Origin of the sequence: Exercitatus varius, assembly GCF_029577735.1 — a bacterium.
GTDB lineage: Bacteria > Pseudomonadota > Gammaproteobacteria > Enterobacterales > Pasteurellaceae > Exercitatus > Exercitatus varius.
The window spans coordinates 147,642-169,241 of sequence record NZ_JARQTO010000009.1 but is presented as its reverse complement, the minus strand read 5'-3'; the positions used below and the strand labels follow the sequence as shown (position 1 = coordinate 169,241).

Here is a 21,600-nt window from a genome sequence, read left to right as displayed (position 1 = left end):
TGTTTTTTTACAGTAAATTTAGAATAATTTTTTTAACCAGCCTAATTTTGAGCTTAACACATTGTAATAATTATAATTTTGCAGATGAAGCAGGCGTAAAGGATGAGGCGCTTTTTTTACGGTCACAATATCATCACTGGTAAAATTTAAAGCGAGTTGGCTGTCGCAGTTAACTTCCAGCTGCGGTGTATTGTATTCGGCGAAACTCAGGGAAATTTTACTGTTGCCGTCGATAACTAACGGGCGGGAAGACAAGGTGTGCGGGAACATGGAAACCAGCGCGATAGCATTTAGTTGCGGGGTTAAAATCGGCCCGCCGGCGGAAAGCGAATAAGCGGTGGAACCTGTCGGCGTGGCGATAATTAAACCGTCGGAACGTTGTGAGAAAGCAAATTTATCGTCAATGTGCACATGGAAATCAATCATATGCGCGACTTTTGCCGGATGGATAACCGCTTCGTTAATCGCATTACCGCCGGCAATGATTTCGCCGTTACGCACGATATTGACATCAAGCTGGAAACGTTCTTCCACAAAAAATTCACCGTTCAGACAAGCCTGCAGCTGAGAATAGGCGTTTTTCGGGTCAATATCGGTCAGAAACCCGAGATGACCGCGGTTGATGCCGATCATGACAATATCGTATTTGGACAACACGCGGGCGCGCCCCAGCATATTGCCGTCTCCGCCGATGACAATGGCAAGCTGGGCCTGACGACCGATTTGTTCCAGCGAGGCGATATGATTTGCCGATAACTTTAACGCTTCGCCCACGCTGTCTTCCACCAAAACTTCATATCCGCGTTCGCGCAGCCATTGGAAAATATTGCGGTGCATTTGCAGGGTGACGTCATTACGCGGGCGTCCCACCAAACCGATGGTTTTAAAGGAAGCGTGCAATGTATTGACGGGCTTTTTTTGCGTTTTCATAGATTTCTCTTGAATAATCGGGATTAGCCCTTATATTACATCGAAACGACAAACGCGCAAAGATTAACATTCCCGAAATCCTTTGTTAGAATGACCGCACTTTTCGCTATTGAATGGAGTAAAACATGTCAGAACAAGAGCAAAAACAAGAACAACCGATTGAAAATGTAACAGAAAATGCCGCGCCGAATACCGAAGATTTAACCGAAACGGAAGCGCAAACCGAACAAAACGCTACGGATCCGTTAGAGGAAGCCATTGCGCGGGTACAGGAATTGGAAGAACAACTGGCGGACGCCGCGAAAAAAGAGCAGGACGCTTTATTACGCGCCCGGGCGGAAGTGGACAACATGCGTCGTCGTGCGGAACAGGACGTGGAAAAAGCGCACAAATTCGCCTTGGAAAAATTTGCCAAAGACATTTTAAATACTATCGATAATCTTGAACGCGCCCTGGCAACGCCGGCGAACAAAGAAGACGAAAGTGTGAAAGGCTTATTTGACGGCGTGGAATTAACCCTGAAAGAGTTGCTTGCCACGGTGGCGCGCTTCGGCATTGAACCGGTAGGTTTAGTGGGCGATACCTTCAACCCGGAATTGCATCAGGCTATTTCCATGCAGCCGGCGGAAGGATTTGAAACCAATCAAATTACCGCCGTTTTGCAGAAAGGTTATTTATTAAACAACCGAGTCATTCGTCCGGCGATGGTGATGGTTGCGGCATAATTTATCTGTGCCGACAAAATTCGGTAAAAGTGCGGGCAAAAAACGAAGGATTTTTTTCCCGCACTTTTTATTTCGCCGGCGTGCCTTTTAACAGTTTGCGCATCCAGCTGCGATTCGGGCTGAGAGCGTGAATAATATCTTCGCTTAAAGGCAGCGGTTCGCCGTAAATCAACGATGCCACGCATTCGCCTAAAATCGGCGCGGAGGTTAATCCGCGCGATCCCAACGCGCCGACTAAATACAGGTTCTCGAAATTTGCCGCTGCGGGAATCGGTTGTTTGCGGCGGCGCAAATTGAACAGATTGCGGTATTCTTCCGCCTGGCGCTCGAAATCCGGCACGTTGCCCATCATCGGAATGCGATCCCGCACCGCGCAACGCACGCCGATTCGCGCGCGATTGTCCGAGGTATCCACTTCCCGCGTCCAGTCCATAGCGAGATTGTGCTGAATTTTCATTTGATTTTCTTGCTGTTCCGTTATGCTGAAATCGCGGTTTTCACAGTCCCGTACATGGCTGGCGCCGATGCAATGGCTGGTTTTAGCCTGATCCGCCGGCGTCATGTAGCCGTCATAACAAATCACGCTGTTCAGTTTGATTAAATTTTCGCCGGTAGCAATTTGACTGACTTGCCCCCGTACGGGATAAAGCGGTAAATGCGCAGTTTGTTCGAAGCGGTGTAAGCGGTGGCCGTTTGCCAATACCACGATGTCATGCCGGAATGTTTGACCTTGCGCATTTTGCAGCGTCCAGTGTTTTTGAATCGGCGAAAGTGCGGTGATTTTTTGCGCCGTTTTCACGGATAAGCCCATCGTTTCCAACAAGGCAAAGGCATTTTGAACGAATTGCCGCGGCGCCAGCCAAGCACCGTTCGGGATAAATCCGCCGCCGCAGGGCAACGGTAAACCGACGGTTTGGCTGAGTTCTTCCCGATTCATGCCGACATACAGTTTTTTATCCCACCGATAAGCGGAAATTTTGTCTAATTTGACCGCACTTTTGTCGTCATAGCCGCATAAGGCCACGCCGCAGAATTGATATTCAAAGGAAATGCCTCGTTCAATGGCCCATTGCAGCCGTTGCAGGCCGTAAGCGAAGGCGTGGACGTAAAAACGAATATTGCGTTCGTCATCGTCGCTGAGCTGCGGATAGAAGGCGCCTTGTTTGTTGCCGGAGGCATTGAGAGCCAATTCGTCGTCTTCGCAATAAAGCGTCACGTTGGCACCGCGTTCGAGTAACGACAGCGCGGCGAACAGCGAGGCGATGCCGCCGCCCACGATGCCCACATTCGCTATGCCGTCAAATTTCGCGGGTTGCGGTAAATACCAAGGCGTATCAACCTGAGGATCGGTTAAGTGCGGTACGTTTTTCGCAAGTTTTTTGCCGTGCAGACATTCTCGTTTCTTGCCGAATCCCGGGCGTTTTTCGACGCTAAATCCTGCGGCTTCCAGCCCTTTTTTGACCGCGCCGGCGGCGGTGAAAGTGGCGAAAGTGCCTTGCGGCTTGGTGTAACGGTACATTTGATGGTAAACCGTTTCGTTCCACATATCGGGATTTTTGCTTGGCGCGAAGCCGTCTAAAAACCAAGCGTCAATGCGGTTTTGCATATAATCGCCCAGCTGCGGTAATTGCGTATTGATGTCGCCGAACCAGAGATCCAGCGTCGTTTCGCCAAAATGATAGCGATAACAGCCTTCAATCGGCAGGCCGTTGATTTGCCAGCATTTTTGTAATTGTTCCGCCAGCGCGGAAAATTCAGGAAGCGGTCGATAGATTATCGATAACTGTTCGGCGGAAACCGGGTATTTTTCGAAGGAAATAAAGTACAATCGTGACAACGGCGATTGCGGATTTTGTTGACGGAACTGACGAAACAGAAGCGTGACGGCGAAGAAATTCAATCCGGTTCCGAATCCCGTTTCCGCAATCACAAAATGCGTATCCTGACAGATCAGCCAGCGTTCCCACAACGCATTGCCCTGCTGAAACACATAACGGCTTTCCGCCGCGCCGTCCTGGGTGGAGAAATAAATGTCGTCAAAACGGTAGGATATCGGCGTGCCGTCCGCATTGAAACGTAAATCGGCGGGTTGAAGATGAAGCATGTATTTATTCCTTTTTTCTGATTTTGGAGTTTATTATAATCCTGTGTCGGTATAAAGTGGTCGAATATGGCAATAAATGCTTGCAATATTTCGATTTCATAGTAAATTAGCATTCAGCTTACAAGTGTAAGGTGAATTTATTTAATCCAACAAAGGAAGACAGAATGAAAAGAGTGGTTATCACCGGTTTCGGGGTTATCTCTAGCATCGGTAACAACAAAGAAGAAGTGTTAGCGTCATTGAAATCGGGTAAATCAGGGATTGAAACCGTTCCGGGTTTTATCGAAATCGGCATGCGTAGCCATATTGCGGGAACGATTAAGTTAAATCCTGCGGAATTAATCGACCGTAAAATTTATCGTTTTATGGGCGATGCGGCGGCATACGCTTATCTTTCCATGAAAGAAGCCATTGAGGATGCGGGTTTAACGGAAGATCAGGTTTCTAACGAACGTACCGGTTTGGTTATCGGTGCGGGTATCGGTTCCGCCCATTATCAGGTAAAAGCCGCCGATGCGGCGCGTAGTGCGCGCGGCGTGAAAGCGATCGGTCCTTATGCAGTAACCAAAACCATGTCTTCAAGCGTGTCAGCCTGCTTGGCGACACCGTTTAAAATCAAAGGCGTGAACTATTCAATCAGTTCGGCTTGCGCCACTTCCGCGCACTGTATCGGAAATGCGGTGGAATTAATTCAGTTGGGCAAACAGGATATCGTTTTTGCCGGCGGTGCGGAAGAATTGTCCTGGGAAGGTGCGGCGCAATTTGATGCCATGGGCGCGATTTCAACCAAATATAACGAAACGCCGGAAAAAGCTTCCCGTGCGTATGATGCAAACCGCGACGGTTTCGTTATCGCAGGCGGCGGCGCAGTGGTGGTGGTTGAAGAACTGGAACACGCTTTAGCGCGCGGTGCCAAAATTTATGCGGAAGTGGTCGGCTACGGCGCCACCTCCGACGGTTACGACATGGTGGCGCCAAGCGGTGAAGGCGCGGAACGTTGCATGCGTCAGGCAATGCAAAATGTGGATACGCCAATCGATTATATCAACGTGCACGGCACTTCAACTCCGGTCGGCGACGTCAAAGAATTAGGCGCAATCAGAGCGGTATTCGGCGATCAAACGCCGGCGATTTCGTCCACGAAATCCATGACGGGGCACTCATTAGGCGCCGCCGGTGCGCACGAAGCCATTTATACGTTGTTAATGTTACAAAACGACTTCATTGCGCCGAGTATCAACATCGAAACCTTGGACGAACAGGCGCAAGGCTTGAATATCGTTACCGAAACGAAAGAAAATGCCGGCTTAAAAACCGTGATGTCCAACAGTTTCGGCTTCGGCGGTACCAACGCGACGTTAGTTTTCCGCCGTTATGAAAAATAATTCCGGAACGGCATGATAAAGTGCGGTCAAAATCTTGCATGTTTTTGACCGCACTTTTTTTGTATTTTGAGATCGGGTATGCTGTGCAAAAAGTCGAATAAGGATAAAAATGATGACGAATTTAGAGGCAATGGGAAAAGCGGCACGCCAGGCGGCATTTGAGTTAAGCCAGTTGTCCGCGCAAGAAAAAAATCGCGCATTACAGATTATTGCGGAACAGCTGGAATCCCAGCAGCAGCGGATTTTAGCCGCGAACGCGCAAGACATTGACGCCGCGCGAGCAAGCGGATTAACCGACGCCATTATCGATCGTTTATTGTTAACCCCGGAACGGCTGCAAGGAATGGCAAAAGACGTACGCCATGTGGTGTCATTGGCGGATCCGGTGGGCAAATTAATCGACGGCGGTATGCTGGACAGCGGCTTGAAACTGGAGCGGATTCGTGTGCCGGTGGGCGTTATCGGCACGATTTATGAAGCGAGACCGAACGTGACGATCGATGTGGCAAGCCTTTGTCTGAAAACCGGGAACGCGGTGATTCTGCGCGGCGGTAAAGAAACCCGGCATTCTAACCGGATTTTGGTGGAGGTCGTGCAACATGCGTTAGAAAAAGCCGGTTTACCAAAAACGGCGGTGCAGGCGATTACCGATCCCGATCGCGCACTGGTGATGGAATTGCTGAAATCGGATCGTTACGTGGATATGATTATTCCGCGCGGCGGGGCGGGGTTACACGCATTGTGCAAGCAACACGCGACGATTCCGGTCATCGTGGGAGGAATCGGCGTTTGTCACACTTTTGTGGAACAAAGTGCGGATCAACATCGTGCGATTTCGGTGATTAAAAATGCCAAAACCCAGCGCCCGAGCACGTGTAATACGCTGGAAACTTTATTAGTGCAGGAAAGTATCGCACACGAATTTCTGCCGAAACTTGCCGCCGAATTATCGGTGAAATATTATGCCGATGCGGCGGCCTATGAAATTTTGCATAATGCCCGCGCGGATGTTTCGCCCGTTACGGAAGAAGAATTGCGGCAAGAATGGCTGTGTACCAATTTAAACGTCGTGATTGTGAAAGATATTGAGGCGGCGGTAGCGCATATTCGCGAATACGGCAGCCAGCACTCGGAAGCGATTTTAACGGAATCTCCGCACTTGGCGCGCCGATTTGTGGCGCAGGTCGACGCGGCGGCGGTTTATGTGAACGCCAGTACGCGCTTTACCGACGGCGGCCAATTCGGGCTTGGCGCGGAAGTTGCCGTCAGCACGCAGAAGCTGCATGCGCGCGGTCCGATGGGCTTGGAGGCGTTAACTACCTATAAATGGGTGGCCACCGGCGATTACACGGTGCGAAGTTAACTCGGATTGATATCGGAAAGCAAAAAGGCGTTCATCATGAACGCCTTTTTTGAATTTGGTTGCGGGGGCCGGATTTGAACCAACGACCTTCGGGTTATGAGCCCGACGAGCTACCAAGCTGCTCCACCCCGCGTCTGATGGCGGCTAATATACTCGTTTCAGCACATATTGCAAGGAAAAACTGAAAAACGGCGTTTGTTTGCCGTAAAACTGTACAATCAGACCGCGCAAATCTGTTTCCACAAGGCGCGTTTGAATTTCGCATTGTTTTTCAGTTGCGACAAATCGGCGGATTGCCAGATTTTTTCCGCCTGTTTGCACAAAGGTAAAGTGCGGTCGATTTTTTCCTGATTTTCGCTCAGAATCCAATATTGCAGCGAATGTTGAATATTCAGATGTGACGCATGAGCGAAATCGGTAAGCAGACAGTCGGTATCGTTCAAATCGACGCTGCGCAAAATGTCCTGCAAAAGCGGATTTTGCCGGTCGATGGGGCTGTCTGAAATCACGACCAACTTGATATTTTCCGAAATAGGAATATTCACCGCGCCTTTTAATACGTCGGGGCGGACGAGTTCCCATTGAATAATGCCCATTTTGTGTAAGAGAAGATCACGTCTGTTCATTCGGCTTTCGTTTTCCATTATAATGCCGATGATTTTAACGTATCTCTCAGGATTTCCCAACATGATTTCTCTCGAAAGCCAGGTTTTAGAACGCCATTTGTCTCTTTTCCGCGATAAAACCTTATTATTCGCCGGCGGCGTTCACGATGATTTTCCCGCTCAAATCCAGAAAACGGCCAAAGCCGTGACGGTGTGGTCTTGGTATTTTGACTATGCGAACGGGCTAAACCGGAAAAGTGCGGTCAAATTTTCGCCTGTTTTTGACACGCAGGCGGATTTGATTGTGTATTACTGGACGAAAAACAAAGCGGAAGTGCAGTTTCAGTTAATGCAGTTGTTGGCGAACGGGCGGGAAAATCAGGAAATTCTGATTATCGGTGAAAACCGTTGCGGCGTGCGTTCGGCGGAGAAAATGCTGGAACCTTTCGGCGAAATCGGGAAAATCGATTCGGCGCGCCGTTGCGGGTTGTATCATTTTTGTTTGAAAAATCGACCGCACTTTGATATCGCCGATTACTGGAAAACCTATCGGAATCCTAAATTGGGCGAATTAACCGTTTACAGCCTGCCGGGCGTGTTCAGCGCCAACGAATTGGATGCGGGCACCGAATTGTTGTTATCAACGATTAACGAACCCGTTCGCGGCGACGTGTTGGATTTGGGATGCGGCGCCGGCATTCTCGGCGCATATGTGAAGTGTCGGAATCCGCAAGTCCGAGTGACGTTGACCGATATTCACGCCATGGCGCTGGCGTCCGCCGAACGTACTCTGGCGGAAAATCATTTGGCGGGCGAGGTGCTGGCGAGTGATGTTTTTTCTCACGTGCAGGAGAAGTTCGATCTGATTATTTCTAATCCGCCGTTCCACGACGGCATTGACACCGCTTATCGCGCGGTGAACGAATTAATCAAAGAAGCCCGCCGGCGATTAAAAGACGGCGGTGAACTGCGCATTGTGGCAAACGCCTTTTTGCCGTATCCCGATTTGCTTGACGAGCATTTCGGCGGTCACCGCGTGTTGGCGAAAACCAATAAATTTAAGGTTTATTCGGTTCGCGTTTAAATTTAGCAGAAAAAATCCGCCGGCTCGGCGGATTTTTATGGATTAAGGCAGTTTAGCCAACACGCAGTAACCGTTTTCTACGCCGCTGATTCGGTAATCGGTTTGTGCCCCGATAAAAGCGGATTCGCCTTGTTTAAGTTCGAGCGCGGCAGACTTTTCGCTCAATTGCAAAGCGCCTTCCATGACGAACAAAATCATTCCGTTTTTTGCAGTGCCGTTCAGGTTGAAATCTGCATCAAAGCGCACGTTTTCCAACGCAAAATCTTCGGCCGGCGTTTGATAGGTGAAAGAACCGTTATTTTGCGGGGCGGCGGGAATAATTTTCGGTTCGACTTCTCGACAATCCACTATTTTCAATAGTTCGGGAATATCTACGTGTTTCGGCGTTAACCCGCCGCGAATCACGTTATCGGAACAGGCCATTAATTCGATATTTTGTCCGCGCAGATATGCGTGCGGAATGCCCGCGTCCTGAAAAATGCCTTCGCCCGGTTTGATATGCACGATGTTAAACAAGTAAAAACAAACTAAGCCCGGATCCAGTTTCTGCGGCGCAATTTCCATGGCTTCCATGGTATACAGCACCCAATAATCCGGATTTTCTAAGGTTAATTCGCCGTTGGCGTAAGCGGCCTGATTGGCTTCAATAATCGGCAATAACCAACCTGCCAGTTCCGCTTGTCCGGCCTGCATGATGTCGGCGTAGAAATCGTGTAAGTTCCGCTCTTCAAGTTTGCTTAAAAGTGCGGTCAAATTTGAGCGAGTTTTTAAAGTTTCAATAATTTTAACTTTGGTTTTAAAACCGTGTAATAGCCAGAAATCCGACAGCGCAATCATCATTTCGGGTTTGTGATTGTTGTCTTTATAGGTGCGTTTCGGATCCTTTAAATCCACGCCTTTGGCATTTTCCGCGGCAAAGCCCGATTCCGCTTGCCGTTTGGTCGGATGAAGTTGAATGGAAAGCGGTTTTTTCACATCCAGAATTTTCAGTAAGTAAGGCAGTTCATCGCCAAAAGTTGCACGGCTTTGCGCGCCAAGTGCGGTCGGATTTTGCATTAAAAATTCCATGAGCGATTGCGACTTGCCGTCAATTTTAATCGTCGACGGCGAGGAAGCGTGCGCGCCGAGCCACCATTCCGCGTAATGAGTGTGCGGTTGTTTGGCGAAACGGAGCAGTTCGGGAAGATAATCTTCGCCGCCCCAAGCGTAATTTTGTAATGTGCCGGTTATGGGATAAATGCCCGCCATGGAATGTCCTCCGTTATTTATAGCCGCCCAGCAGGGTAACCACCGCATCGGTGTCCGCTTGATTAGTGAGCCACGCGATAATGCGTTTGCCGTTTTTGAGATCGAAAACCAGTTTGTAGTCGTTTGCTAAATTAATGGCCTCGATTTTATCAAAAGTGATGAAAATATTCTCGAAGAAAAAACCGCCGTTTTTGATTACTAACATCGGCGTACGGAAAAAGGCGGCGTAGATGCTGAGAATAATCAGAAAACCGAGCAGATAAACGGTATAAGGTTCGATATTTCCTTCCGCCTGCCAAATAATAATGCCGATTAATGCGATAAAAATCAGGCTGTCTAATTTTGCACGTTTTTTTAACCGCACTTTTAAGCGGGTTTTGCCTTTGAGTCGGTCGATACCGAATTGTTCGAAGAAGGCGTAAGCGAAATAGGCGATGACGGAGAACGTTAGGATGGTGTTGATCATGGTGTTTATGGGTCGTTTATGAGGGCGAATGATATTCGCCCAATCAACTTAAATAAGCAGGGCAAAATAATTTGCCCCGACAGATAAAGTGCGGTCGATTTTACGCAAGAATTCCCGTCCATGCGCCTAAAATGCCGATGACGAAGAAACCGACGATAATCCAGAGCGCATTGACGCGGTTGCGTAACAACCACATACAAGCGAAAGTGAGCAGTAATGCGAGTAAACCCGGCATTAAGCTGTCCAGAATGCTTTGGACGGTGGTAACTTCGGTCGTTCCGTCTTGTTTTTGAATGGTGGAAACCACGAGCGGAACGTTAATGCTGGTCCATTTTTGCACCAACGCGCCCATAATAAACAAGCCGAGAATAGAAGCGCCTTCGGTTAATTTTTGCAGCAGACCGCCGCTCATATCCTGCACCACGTCCAACCCTTTTTTGTAGCCGTAGGTTACGCCGTAGTAACGGGTTGCCAAACGTACAAAGTTAAATAATACGAAGAAAAGTAACGGACCTAAAATGCTGCCGCTTAATGCAAGACCCGCACCGAGCGCCGCAAATACCGGACGCGCCGTTCCCCAATAAATCGGGTCGCCCACACCGGCTAACGGGCCCATCAGACCGACTTTGATACCGTTGATGGCGGCGTCATCGATTTCTTTACCGTTGGCACGTTCTTCTTCCATGGCGATGGTGACGCCTAAAACGGGTGCGGCAACGAAAGGTTGCGTGTTAAAGAATTCAAGGTGACGTTTAATGGCGTCTTTGCGTTCCTGTGAATTCGGATCCGGATATAAGCGTTTGATCACCGGCGAAATCGAATACATAAATCCGAGAGCCTGCATACGTTCGAAGTTCCATGAACCTTGGAAAAGGTTAGAACGAAGAACAACGGAATTTAAATCGCTTTGTGTTACTTTTTTGATTTCGGTTGTCATTTTGTTTTCCCCATTAATCTAATCTGTTGTCAAGGTCGTTGTTGGAAGACGCCGCAACTACAATCTGTTGGCTTTTGTTGTATTTAGGATGAATTTGGATATAGACGACGGCCATAATCGTTCCTAATACGCCAAGCGCGACTAAGTTGAAATCGGTGAATGCCGCAATAACAAAACCCGCATAGAAAAATGGCATTAAGTGGCCAGCGCGCATCATATTGATCACCATCGCATAACCGACCACCGCAATGAAACCGCCTGCGATTTTAAGACCGGTCGTCACAACCGGCGGAATGGCATTCAACATGGTTTGTACCACATCCGTACCGGCGGTTAAGGCAACGATTAAAGCCGGGATTGCAATACGCATCGCTTGCAACATTAAGGCGCCGAAGTGAATCCAGTCTAAACGGGCAAGATTACCGTCTTCAATGGATTTATCCGCCGCATGTTGAAAACCGACGGTAATTGCACGAACCACATAGGTTAATACCTGACCTGCCGCCGCAAGCGGAATGGCCACCGCAATACCCGTTGAAATATCCTGACCGCCGACAATGACTAAAATGGTGGAAATCACGGAGGCAAGCGCCGCATCCGGTGCAAGCGCCGCGCCGATATTCATCCAGCCCAGAGCCAGTAATTCAAGAGAACCGCCGACGATAATTCCTGTTTTCATATCGCCGAGTACGAGACCGATTAGAGTACAGGCGATTAACGGACGGTGAGTCTGGAACTCGTCAAGAATTGAGCCTGCGCCGCAAACACAGGATACAAGGAATACAAGAACGACTTGTAAAGTTGAAATTTCCATTTGCTTTTCCTTAAAGTAAGTTGTTTTTCTTTAATAAATCCATCATATGTTGACGCGTATCATTTGATACTTTACGGACATCCAATTCAATGCCTTTGGCGTCAAGCGCTTTGAATGCCGCAATATCTTTATCGTCCACAGATACGGCGCTGGTAATCATTTTCTTACCGTCTTTATACGCCATACCGCCGATATTGATGGATTTGAACTCGACACCCGCTTCCATTAATTTGACTACGTCGCTCGGATTGGTGAATAGCAACATCATGCGTTCGTCCGCATATTCGGGGTTGTTATAAACGCGGATCATTTTATCCACATTCACTACATGAGCGGTCACACCCGGAGGTGCTACGCTTTTCAGCATGGTTGAACGTACGGAATCTTTCGCTACCTCATCGTTTACTACCACGATACGGGTGACACGGCTTTCTTTGGTCCAGCGGGTCGCCACTTGGCCATGAATCAAACGGTCGTCGATACGCGCCAAACCGATCACTAAATGACCTTCTTTATTGGTGACGACGGCAGGCGCGGCCTGAGCTTGCGGCGAAGCCGGCGCAGTCGGTTTTTCTTCCGGCTGATTGTTTAACGCTTTAATGCCCGTTGAGCCCGATTCCAATGCCACGGCGACAAGCTCTTCAAGCGTTTCCACATCGTCGCGTGCCATACAGGTATTTACCAGCATCGGGATATTTACGCCCGCTACCACATCCATATTGGTTTTTCCTTCCAGGAAACGATTGGCGGCATTAAACGGGCTGCCGCCCCACATATCTACCAGGAATAACAGATGATCGCAGCTTGCTAGAGGACCATCCGCTAAAGCCTGATATTTACCAATGATCGTTTCGGCGTTTTCACCGGGAACGAAGTCAATGGTTGCCACATTTTCCTGCTCACCGATCAACATCTCGGTAGTTTTCAGCAATTCCTTTGCCGCCGTACCGTGAGTTGCGATGATAATCGCAATAGTCATAACCGACTCCTTTATTAGTTTTAAAAATGTTCGTATTCTAAAGACTATCAATTTGCTTTGCACGTTTCAGCAATAGTTATTTTTCTAAAATTTGAAGTAGATCACATTTTTTGTTTTTTTGATTAAAAGTGCGGGAAAAAAAATAATAGTTTTTTTGATATTTTCTAATGAACTTTTGAATTCTGGCTATGTCTTACGCAGTGTAAACGGGAGTGATCGTTTACGTTACTCGGAAAAATGGAGTTTATTTTAATGAAGACAATCGTAAAATTATTAGCAGTTGCCTTGGTTGCAACCGCAGTCACAGCATGTAGCGGCATGAGCAGAACTCAAAAAAATACCGCAATCGGTGCGGCGGTCGGCGGAGTAGCCGGTAATGTAATCGGTAATTCAACCGGCGCAACACTGGGTGGCGCGGCATTAGGCGGCTTAATCGGTAGCCAAATCGATAAATAATAAAATATTATCTGATAATAAAAAGACCTGCTTCGGCAGGTTTTTTTATGGACGAAATAAGGTAAAATACGCGCAATTTTCACTTAATCAATAGGATAGTTATGTCTTTAGAAAAAACTTTCGAACTTACGGCGCGCGGCTCCAATGTTCGTCAAGAAATTATTGCGGGATTAACCACATTTCTCGCCATGGTATATTCCGTGATTGTGGTACCGAATATGTTGGGCGCGGCAGGTTTCCCGGCGGAAAGCGTATTTATCGCTACTTGCCTGGTATCCGGTTTGGGATCCGTTTTAATCGGTTTGTGGGCGAATGCGCCGATGGCTATTGGCTGCGCCATTTCCTTAACCGCCTTTACGGCGTTCAGTTTGGTGTTGGGGCAGCAAGTCAGTATTCCAGTGGCGCTTGGTGCCGTATTCCTGATGGGTGTGGTGTTTACCTTAATTTCGGCGACCGGCGTTCGTTCCTGGATTTTGCGTAATTTGCCGGCGAGCATTGCACATGGCGCCGGTATCGGCATCGGTTTATTTCTATTGTTGATTGCAACGGGCGGCGTAGGCATTATAAAAGCCAGTGGAACCGGCACACTTGTAGCATTAGGCGATTTTACCTCATTTCCCGTTTTAATGTCGTTGATAGGGCTGGCAGTTATTATCGGATTGGAAAAATTACGGGTAAAAGGCGCCATTTTATGGGTGATTATTGCCGTTACGATTATCGGTTTGATGTTTGATCCGAAAGTAACATTCGGCGGTGAAGTGTTCAAAATGCCGAGCTTCGGTGAAAAATCGCTTTTCCTGGCATTAGATATTCCGGGAGCGTTACAGCCGGCAATTTTACCGGTGGTATTCGCTTTAGTCATGACCGCGGTATTTGACGCGACAGGCACCATTCGCGCCGTGGCGGGACAGGGAAATCTGCTGGATAAAGACGGGCAGATTATTAACGGAGGCAAAGCGTTAACTTCGGATTCCGTCAGCAGTATGTTCTCCGGCTTATTGGGTACGGCGCCGGCGGCGGTTTATATCGAATCTGCGGCAGGTACCGCAGCGGGCGGGAAAACCGGGATTACCGCCATTGTGGTAGGATTGGGCTTCCTGCTTATGTTATTTTTCCAGCCGTTAGCGACGCTTGTCCCGAATTATGCTACGGCACCGGCGTTGATGTATGTGGGGTTATTAATGCTCAGCAACGTCAGTAAACTGGACTTTAACGATTTTGTCGGCGCAATGTCCGGATTGGTTTGCGCGGTATTTATTGTGTTGACCGCCAATATCGTTACGGGTATTATGCTAGGGTTCGCTACGCTGGTTATCGGACGTATTGTTTCCGGCGATGTGAAAAACTTAAATGCAGGAACAGTAATTATTGCCGTTGCGCTGGTTGCGTTTTATGCATTTGGATGGGCTATTTAATTTAATAAGGGCTAGTACATGAAAAATTTATTAAAAATGGGTGCAGTGGCACTTTTTGCGGTGACTTTAGCGGCTTGTAATAACGAAGATCCGAAAGCCGATTACAAAAAATTGGTCGAATGGAATCAACAGCAAGCCGAGCCGCAACAAAAAATTGTTGCCGAGTTACAACAAAACATCGCAACTGCAAAAGAAAACGCAAATGCTCAGGCTGTAGATGAAGCGATTAAAACTTACGAAACGGCTACCGACGCAATTATTCAATCACTGGATAAAGTTGAAGTGAAAAGTAAAGAAATTGCACCATTCAAAGCAAAAACCAAAGATGTTTTGTTACGTTCTAAAGCCGTAACATCGGCAGGCGCTAAAGCGGCCATTACACAACCTTCTCCGGAAGAAATGCAAAAAATCCAGGGTGAAGTGGCGGACTTGCAAAAAGCCGTGAAAGAATTTGCCGATCTGGGTGCGGAGTTAGATAAAAAATACGGTGAAAAACCGGCTCCTGCGGCGAAATAATTCTTTATTTGAATTTAACCCTTTAGTTTTTAAACTGAAGGGTTTTTTATTATGTTAAAGCGGTTAAATTGATGCGGAGATTAGATTTCGTTCTTTGCCAGTTTTGTTAAATGGCTTGGATTTTCGCACAAAAGTGCGGTCAAAATTTGGTGCGTTTTTACTGAAATGTAATTAAATTGTTAAAAAACATGAAATTTAGCTATCTTTCGCTCAAATTTTTTTATAAAATTTATCTGATTTGTTAAGTATTTAGTGATCATCCGTGTTTAGGCTTCCGGTCTAAATGATTCATCAACTAATTAAGAAGAAGGAAAAAACTATGTCAGAAATGTTAAAGAATGACGTAGATCCAATCGAAACTCAGGATTGGTTATCAGCCATCGATTCCATCATCCGTGAAGAAGGAGTGGAACGCGCTCAATATATTATTGAAAAATTAATGCACCGCGCACATAGTCAGAATGTCAGCTTACCGGTGGGCGAAGCCATTACCACGGATTATGTCAATACCATTCCGCTTTCCGAACAACCGGCCTATCCGGGCGATTTAAAAATTGAACGCCGAATTCGTTCCGCCGTGCGTTGGAACGCTATCATGGCGGTTCTTCGCAGTCAGAAAAAAGATCTTGATTTAGGCGGTCATATTTCCACTTATCAGGCTGCGGCAACAATGTATGAGGTTTGCTTTAACCACTTCTTTAGAGCGGCGACGGAGCAGGATGGCGGCGATTTGGTCTTTTTCCAGGGACATGCCGCACCGGGGATGTATGCGCGCGCATTTTTAGAAGGTCGCCTCACCGAAGAACAAATGGATAATTTCCGTCAGGAAGCCTTTGCCGACGGTTTATCCTCTTATCCTCACCCGCGTTTAATGCCTGAATTCTGGCAGTTTTCTACCGTGTCCATGGGGCTAGGTCCGGTTAATGCCATTTATCAGGCCCGTTTCTTGAAATATCTTGCCAATCGCGGATTAAAAGATACGTCTAAACAAAAAGTTTACGCTTTCTTGGGCGACGGCGAAATGGATGAAATCGAATCTAAAGGCGCATTGGCGTTTGCCGCCCGTGAAAAATTAGACAACTTAATTTTTACCATCAGCTGTAACTTACAACGTTTAGACGGCCCGGTCGACGGTAACGGTAAAATCGTGCAGGAATTAGAAGGTTTGTTCACCGGTGCCGGCTGGGAAGTGATTAAAGTGATGTGGGGCGGTAACTGGGACAGATTATTCGCCAAAGACACTTCCGGTAAACTCACGCAGTTAATGATGGAAGTGCTGGACGGGGATTATTTAACCTTTAAATCTAAAGACGGCGCTTATGTTCGCGAACATTTCTTCGGTCGTTATCCTGAAACCGCAGCATTAGTGGCGGATATGACGGATGATGAAATCTGGTCGTTACGTCGCGGTGCGCATGATGCGGAAAAAATGTATGCGGCTTATGCAAAAGCCCAGACCGCAGGCAAACCGGTGGTTATTTTAGCGCATCAGGTAAAAGGATATAAAATTCCTGAAGCGCAAAGTAAAAATACCGCTCATCAATCTAAAAAAATGTCACAGCACAGCCTTAAAGGTTTCCGTGACTACTTTCAATTACCATTAACGGACGAACAGGTAGAAAACTTAGAATACGTTAAATTCCCTGAAGGTTCCGACGAATACAACTATTTACACAACCGACGTAAAGCGTTAAACGGTTATTTACCGGCGCGTCGCGCGAAATTTGATACTGAGTTTAAAGTGCCGGCATTAACGGATTTCGCTCAGTTATTAGAAGCGCAAGCGCGTCCGATTTCAACAACCATGGCGTTTGTTCGTGCGTTAAACACTTTGCTGAAAGATAAGAATATCGGCAAACAAATCGTACCGATTATTGCGGACGAAGCGCGTACTTTCGGAATGGAAGGGTTATTCCGTCAGATCGGTATTTATAACCCGCACGGACAAAATTATGTGCCTTCAGACCGCGATTTAGTGGCTTATTATCGTGAAGCGACAGACGGCCAGGTGCTACAGGAAGGGATCAACGAATTGGGCGCGACCTCATCCTGGGTGGCGGCGGCGACATCTTATTCCGTGAACAACCTGCCGATGATTCCGTTCTTTGTTTACTACTCCATGTTCGGCTTCCAGCGGGTTGGCGACATGATGTGGTTAGCCGGCGACCAATTGGCCCGCGGTTTCTTTATCGGCGGAACTTCAGGTCGTACAACGTTAAACGGCGAAGGTTTACAGCATGAAGACGGTCACAGCCACATTCAATCGGCGGTGATCCCGAACTGCGTATCCTATGATCCGGCGTTCGCATTCGAAGTAGCGGTGATCATGCAAGACGGTATCAATCGTATGTACGGCGAACAACAGGAAAATGTGTTCTACTACATCACCACATTGAGCGAAACTTACGACCAACCGGCAATGCCGGCCGGCGCGGAAGAAGGTATTCGTAAAGGTATCTATAAATTCGAAACCGTCGGTCAAGGCGAAGCGGCGGTTCAATTGATGGGTTCCGGCGCGATCTTACGTCATGTCCGCGAAGCTGCTCAGATTTTGGCCAATGACTACGGTATTACTTCCGACGTATTCAGCGTACCGTCGTTCACCGAAGTGGCCCGTGAAGGTGCGGAAGCCGCCCGTTGGAACTTATTACATCCGACGGAACCACAACGCGTACCTTACATTGCGCAAGTGATGTCCGATAAACCTGCCGTTGCCGCAACCGACTATATGAAACTCTACGCGGAACAAGTTCGCGCGTTTATTCCGGCGCAAAGCTATCATGTATTGGGTACCGACGGTTTCGGTCGTTCCGACAGCCGGGCAAATTTACGTGAATTCTTTGAAGTAAATGCCCATTATGTTGTGGTTGCCGCGTTATCGCAATTAGCGAAACAAGGTAAAGTTGATGCGAAAGTCGTGGCGGAAGCCATTGCCAAGTACGACATTAAAGCGGATCGTGCAAACCCGTTATACGCGTAAGAGAGAAACTGCGGTCAAAAAACAATGAAAATTTTGACCGCACTTTAAAAGGAATAAAACATGTCAAAACAAATTCAAATTCCGGATATCGGTGCGGATGAAGTAACCGTTACCGAAGTGATGGTAAACGTAGGCGATACCGTTGCGGCGGATCAATCAATTATTAATGTTGAAGGCGATAAAGCTTCAATGGAAGTGCCTTCGCCGGAAGCGGGCGTTGTAAAAGAATTGTTAGTAAAAGTCGGCGATAAAGTAACGACCGGCACGCCGATGTTTGTATTGGAAACGGCGGACGCCGCCGGCGCCGTACCGGCGCCTCAGGCTGAAGCCGCACCGGCCGCCGCAGCGGTTGCCGAAGTAAAAGACGTGCATGTACCGGATATCGGCGGTGATGAAGTCAACGTGACCGAGATTATGGTGAAGGTCGGCGATTCCGTTACGGCAGAACAATCGTTAATTACCGTTGAAGGCGATAAAGCCTCCATGGAAGTTCCGGCGCCGTTTGCCGGTGTGGTGAAAGAAATTGTCGTGAAATCCGGCGACAAAGTTTCAACCGGTTCATTAATTATGAAATTCGAAGTGGCGGGCGCGGCTTCGGTTGCCGCTCCGGCGCAACCTGAGGCGGCTCAGGCTCAGGCTCAGGCTTCGGCAGCGGCGGCAAGCGCGGTAAAAGATGTGAACGTGCCGGATATCGGCGGTGATGAAGTCAACGTAACCGAAATTATGGTGAAAGTGGGCGATTCCGTGAAAGAAGAACAATCTTTGATCACCGTTGAAGGCGACAAAGCGTCCATGGAAGTTCTGGCGCCGTTTGCCGGTGTGGTGAAAGAAATTGTCGTGAAATCCGGCGATAAAGTTTCAACCGGTTCGTTGATTATGCGTTTTGAAGTGGTGGGCTCGGTACCTGTAGCGGCACCTGCGGTTCAGGCTTCGGCTCCGGCGCCGGCGGCACAACCGGTGCCGGCCGCCGCTGCGGTTTCCGCTCCGACAGCCGCCCAGGAAGCGGTGACATCAAGCGCGACCTTTGCGCATGCAACGCCGGTGGTTCGTCGTTTAGCGCGCGAATTCGGCGTAAATCTGGATAAAGTGAAGGGGACCGGTCGTAAAGGTCGTATCCTGAAAGAAGACGTTCAGGAATACGTGAAAAACGCGCTTAAACAGCTTGAAAGCGGTGCGGCACCGGCAGGCGCGGCAAACGGCGCAGGTTTGGGCTTATTACCGTGGCCGAAAGTGGATTTCAGCAAATTCGGCGAAGTGGAAGAAATCGAATTAACCCGTATTAATAAGATTTCCGGGGCGAATTTACACCGTAACTGGGTAATGATTCCGCATGTCACTCATTTTGATCGTGCGGATATCACGGATTTAGAAGCTTTCCGCAAAGAACAAAACGCTTTAGCGGAAAAACAAAAACTGGGCGTGAAAATTACGCCGGTTGTGTTTATCATGAAAGCGGTAGCGAAAGCATTGGAAGCGTTCCCGCGTTTCAACAGTTCAATCACCGAAGACGCACAGCGTTTGATTCTGAAAAAATATGTCAATATCGGTGTGGCGGTGGACACGCCGAACGGTTTAGTGGTGCCGGTCTTTAAAGACGTGAACAAAAAAGGGATTATCGAACTCTCCCGTGAGTTAATGGAAGTTTCGAAAAAAGCCCGCGAAGGCAAATTAACCGCATCCGATATGCAAGGTGGCTGTTTCACCATTTCCAGTATCGGCGGCTTGGGAACGACGCACTTCGCGCCAATCGTGAACGCGCCTGAAGTGGCAATTTTAGGCGTGTCTAAATCTGAAATGGCGCCGGTGTGGAACGGTAAAGAATTTATACCGCGTTTAATGCTTCCGTTGTCGTTATCTTTCGATCATCGTGTGATCGACGGTGCGGACGGCGCGCGCTTTATTACGTTTATTAACGGCGTACTTTCCGACTTACGTCGCCTGGTTATGTAACGATTATTCCGAAAAGTGCGGGCAAAAATCCGCACGTTTTTTGAACTGAGGAAAACAAATGAGCAAAGAAATTAAAACACAGGTTGTTGTCCTGGGAGCCGGTCCTGCGGGCTATTCCGCGGCATTCCGTTGCGCGGACTTAGGATTGGAAACCGTATTGGTGGAACGTTATTCGACGCTTGGCGGGGTGTGTTTAAATGTGGGCTGTATTCCGTCGAAAGCCTTATTGCACGTCGCAAAAGTGATTGAAGATGCAAAACATGTTGAACACCACGGCGTGGTATTCGGCGAACCGACCATCGATTTAGATAAAATCCGCGCCGGTAAAGACGGCGTGGTAAGCCGTTTAACCGGCGGTTTGGCGGGCATGGCGAAAATGCGTAAAGTGACCGTGGTGGAAGGTTTGGCAAAATTCACAGACAGCCATACTATGGTAGCGAAGGATCGTGACGGCAATCCGACCACAATCAAATTTGATAATGCGATTATTGCCGCGGGATCCCGCCCGATTCAACTTCCGTTTATTCCGCATGAAGATCCCCGCGTGTGGGATTCCACGGACGCCCTAGCGTTGCGCGAAGTGCCGAAAAAATTACTGGTTATGGGCGGCGGCATCATCGGTTTGGAAATGGGAACCGTTTACAGCGCATTAGGTTCACAAATTGATGTGGTGGAAATGTTCGATCAGGTGATTCCGGCGGCGGATAAAGACATTGTTAAAATCTTTACCAAACGCATTGAAAATAAATTCAATTTGCTGCTCGAAACCAAAGTAACCGCAGTGGAAGCGAAAGAAGACGGTATTCATGTTTCCATGGAAGGCAAAGCGGCAAATGAAACCCGAGTTTATGACGCGGTGTTGGTTGCTATCGGCCGTACGCCGAACGGTAAACTGATTGATGCGGAAAAAGCCGGCGTGGCGGTGGACGAGCGCGGTTTTATCCGTACCGACAAACAAATGCGCACTAACGTACCGCATATTTTCGCTATTGGCGATATCGTGGGACAACCGATGTTGGCGCATAAAGGCGTGCACGAAGGCCATGTCGCCGCCGAAGTGATTGCAGGCAAAAAACACTATTTTGATCCTAAAGTGATTCCGTCTATCGCTTACACGGAGCCGGAAGTGGCTTGGGTTGGCAAAACCGAGAAAGAATGTAAAGCCGAAAACTTAAATTACGAAGTGGCGACATTCCCGTGGGCGGCATCCGGTCGTGCGATTGCTTCCGACTGTGCGGACGGGATGACGAAATTGATTTTCGACAAGGATTCGCATCGCATTTTAGGCGGCGCGATTGTGGGAACCAATGCCGGCGAATTACTGGGTGAAATCGGCTTAGCCATTGAAATGGGTTGCGACGCGGAAGATATCGCGTTAACCATTCATGCACACCCGACCTTGCACGAATCCGTAGGTTTAGCGGCAGAAGTGTTTGAAGGTTCGGTCACGGATTTACCGAATCCGAAAGCGAAGAAAAAATAAGCCGTAAAAAAACGTTGAAAAATTTGACCGCACTTTTCTCAGAAAAGTGCGGTTTTTTGTATTTGAACCGTAAAAAAGCCGTTTACTTATATTTGTTTAATTATAAAAAATGTGATTTATCTCACAAAATATGATAAAAAACGGAATAAAAGCTGGCAAT

The 21,600-nt window shown here is 48.1% G+C and carries 18 protein-coding genes and 1 tRNA gene; 10 read left to right on the top strand and 9 right to left on the bottom strand.

Annotated features, from left to right (window positions below):
* Positions 1-18: 18 nt before the first annotated feature.
* Complete coding sequence (locus P7M01_RS07860; RefSeq protein ID WP_202935902.1) at positions 19-930, bottom strand: NAD(+) kinase; 912 nt, start codon at positions 928-930, stop codon at positions 19-21.
* 125 nt (positions 931-1,055) lie between these two features.
* On the opposite strand from P7M01_RS07860, the gene grpE reads away from it, so the two are divergent.
* Complete coding sequence (grpE, locus tag P7M01_RS07855) at positions 1,056-1,655, top strand: nucleotide exchange factor GrpE (RefSeq protein ID WP_202935901.1); 600 nt, start codon at positions 1,056-1,058, stop codon at positions 1,653-1,655.
* A 67-nt stretch (positions 1,656-1,722) separates the two neighbouring features.
* On the opposite strand, the gene mnmC is transcribed toward grpE, so the two are convergent.
* Entirely contained in the window at positions 1,723-3,759 is a 2,037-nt protein-coding gene (gene mnmC, locus P7M01_RS07850; protein ID WP_317483479.1) for a bifunctional tRNA (5-methylaminomethyl-2-thiouridine)(34)-methyltransferase MnmD/FAD-dependent 5-carboxymethylaminomethyl-2-thiouridine(34) oxidoreductase MnmC, read from the bottom strand.
* Positions 3,760-3,923: 164 nt separating this feature from the next.
* Between mnmC and fabB the strand changes: the two genes are divergently transcribed.
* Both fabB and proA read left to right on the top strand, forming a co-directional pair.
* A complete protein-coding gene (fabB, locus tag P7M01_RS07845) occupies positions 3,924-5,144 on the top strand; it encodes a beta-ketoacyl-ACP synthase I (RefSeq protein WP_317476147.1) in 1,221 nt (406 codons plus the stop codon).
* 109 nt (positions 5,145-5,253) lie between these two features.
* Positions 5,254-6,507: a glutamate-5-semialdehyde dehydrogenase gene (gene proA / locus P7M01_RS07840; RefSeq protein WP_317483478.1), complete on the top strand. Its 1,254-nt coding sequence runs from the start codon at positions 5,254-5,256 to the stop codon at positions 6,505-6,507.
* A 56-nt stretch (positions 6,508-6,563) separates the two neighbouring features.
* Here proA and P7M01_RS07835 read toward each other — a convergent pair.
* A tRNA-Met gene (locus P7M01_RS07835) sits at positions 6,564-6,640 on the bottom strand.
* A gap of 85 nt (positions 6,641-6,725) precedes the next feature.
* Positions 6,726-7,133 (bottom strand): DNA polymerase III subunit psi, encoded by a 408-nt coding sequence (locus P7M01_RS07830; RefSeq protein WP_202935897.1) that lies wholly within the window; start codon positions 7,131-7,133, stop codon positions 6,726-6,728.
* Between the two features lie 61 nt (positions 7,134-7,194).
* Between P7M01_RS07830 and rsmC the strand changes: the two genes are divergently transcribed.
* Positions 7,195-8,196, top strand: a complete 1,002-nt coding sequence (rsmC, locus tag P7M01_RS07825; protein ID WP_317476145.1) for a 16S rRNA (guanine(1207)-N(2))-methyltransferase RsmC — start codon at positions 7,195-7,197, stop codon at positions 8,194-8,196.
* A gap of 42 nt (positions 8,197-8,238) precedes the next feature.
* Here the strand turns inward: rsmC and manA are convergent, their stop codons facing one another.
* The 5 genes from manA to manX all read right to left on the bottom strand — a co-directional run bounded on the left by manA (position 8,239) and on the right by manX (position 12,640).
* On the bottom strand, positions 8,239-9,444 hold the full coding sequence (gene manA, locus P7M01_RS07820; RefSeq protein WP_317483499.1) for a mannose-6-phosphate isomerase, class I: 1,206 nt from the start codon (positions 9,442-9,444) through the stop codon (positions 8,239-8,241).
* A 13-nt stretch (positions 9,445-9,457) separates the two neighbouring features.
* A complete protein-coding gene (locus P7M01_RS07815; RefSeq protein ID WP_317483477.1) occupies positions 9,458-9,910 on the bottom strand; it encodes a DUF986 family protein in 453 nt (150 codons plus the stop codon).
* 100 nt (positions 9,911-10,010) lie between these two features.
* Positions 10,011-10,847, bottom strand: coding sequence for a PTS mannose transporter subunit IID (locus P7M01_RS07810; protein WP_202935893.1), 837 nt, complete (start codon positions 10,845-10,847; stop codon positions 10,011-10,013).
* 13 nt (positions 10,848-10,860) lie between these two features.
* Entirely contained in the window at positions 10,861-11,661 is an 801-nt protein-coding gene (locus P7M01_RS07805) for a PTS mannose/fructose/sorbose transporter subunit IIC (RefSeq protein WP_317483476.1), read from the bottom strand.
* 10 nt (positions 11,662-11,671) lie between these two features.
* Complete coding sequence (manX, locus tag P7M01_RS07800) at positions 11,672-12,640, bottom strand: PTS mannose transporter subunit IIAB (RefSeq protein WP_317480425.1); 969 nt, start codon at positions 12,638-12,640, stop codon at positions 11,672-11,674.
* 252 nt (positions 12,641-12,892) lie between these two features.
* Between manX and P7M01_RS07795 the strand changes: the two genes are divergently transcribed.
* The 6 genes from P7M01_RS07795 to lpdA all read left to right on the top strand — a co-directional run bounded on the left by P7M01_RS07795 (position 12,893) and on the right by lpdA (position 21,440).
* The gene (locus tag P7M01_RS07795; RefSeq protein ID WP_202935890.1) at positions 12,893-13,096 is read left to right on the top strand and encodes a glycine zipper 2TM domain-containing protein; all 204 of its coding nucleotides are present in this window, start codon (positions 12,893-12,895) and stop codon (positions 13,094-13,096) included.
* A 101-nt stretch (positions 13,097-13,197) separates the two neighbouring features.
* Positions 13,198-14,511 carry an NCS2 family permease gene (locus tag P7M01_RS07790; RefSeq protein ID WP_317476142.1) on the top strand — a complete coding sequence of 438 codons (1,314 nt, stop codon included), beginning with the start codon at positions 13,198-13,200 and terminating at the stop codon, positions 14,509-14,511.
* 18 nt (positions 14,512-14,529) lie between these two features.
* Positions 14,530-15,027, top strand: a complete 498-nt coding sequence (locus tag P7M01_RS07785) for a hypothetical protein (protein WP_202935888.1) — start codon at positions 14,530-14,532, stop codon at positions 15,025-15,027.
* Positions 15,028-15,346: 319 nt separating this feature from the next.
* Positions 15,347-18,007 carry a pyruvate dehydrogenase (acetyl-transferring), homodimeric type gene (gene aceE / locus P7M01_RS07780; RefSeq protein ID WP_317483475.1) on the top strand — a complete coding sequence of 887 codons (2,661 nt, stop codon included), beginning with the start codon at positions 15,347-15,349 and terminating at the stop codon, positions 18,005-18,007.
* Between the two features lie 60 nt (positions 18,008-18,067).
* Positions 18,068-19,957 (top strand): pyruvate dehydrogenase complex dihydrolipoyllysine-residue acetyltransferase, encoded by a 1,890-nt coding sequence (gene aceF, locus P7M01_RS07775; RefSeq protein ID WP_317483474.1) that lies wholly within the window; start codon positions 18,068-18,070, stop codon positions 19,955-19,957.
* A 58-nt stretch (positions 19,958-20,015) separates the two neighbouring features.
* Positions 20,016-21,440, top strand: coding sequence for a dihydrolipoyl dehydrogenase (gene lpdA, locus P7M01_RS07770; protein WP_202935885.1), 1,425 nt, complete (start codon positions 20,016-20,018; stop codon positions 21,438-21,440).
* The last annotated feature ends 160 nt before the right edge of the window (positions 21,441-21,600 follow it).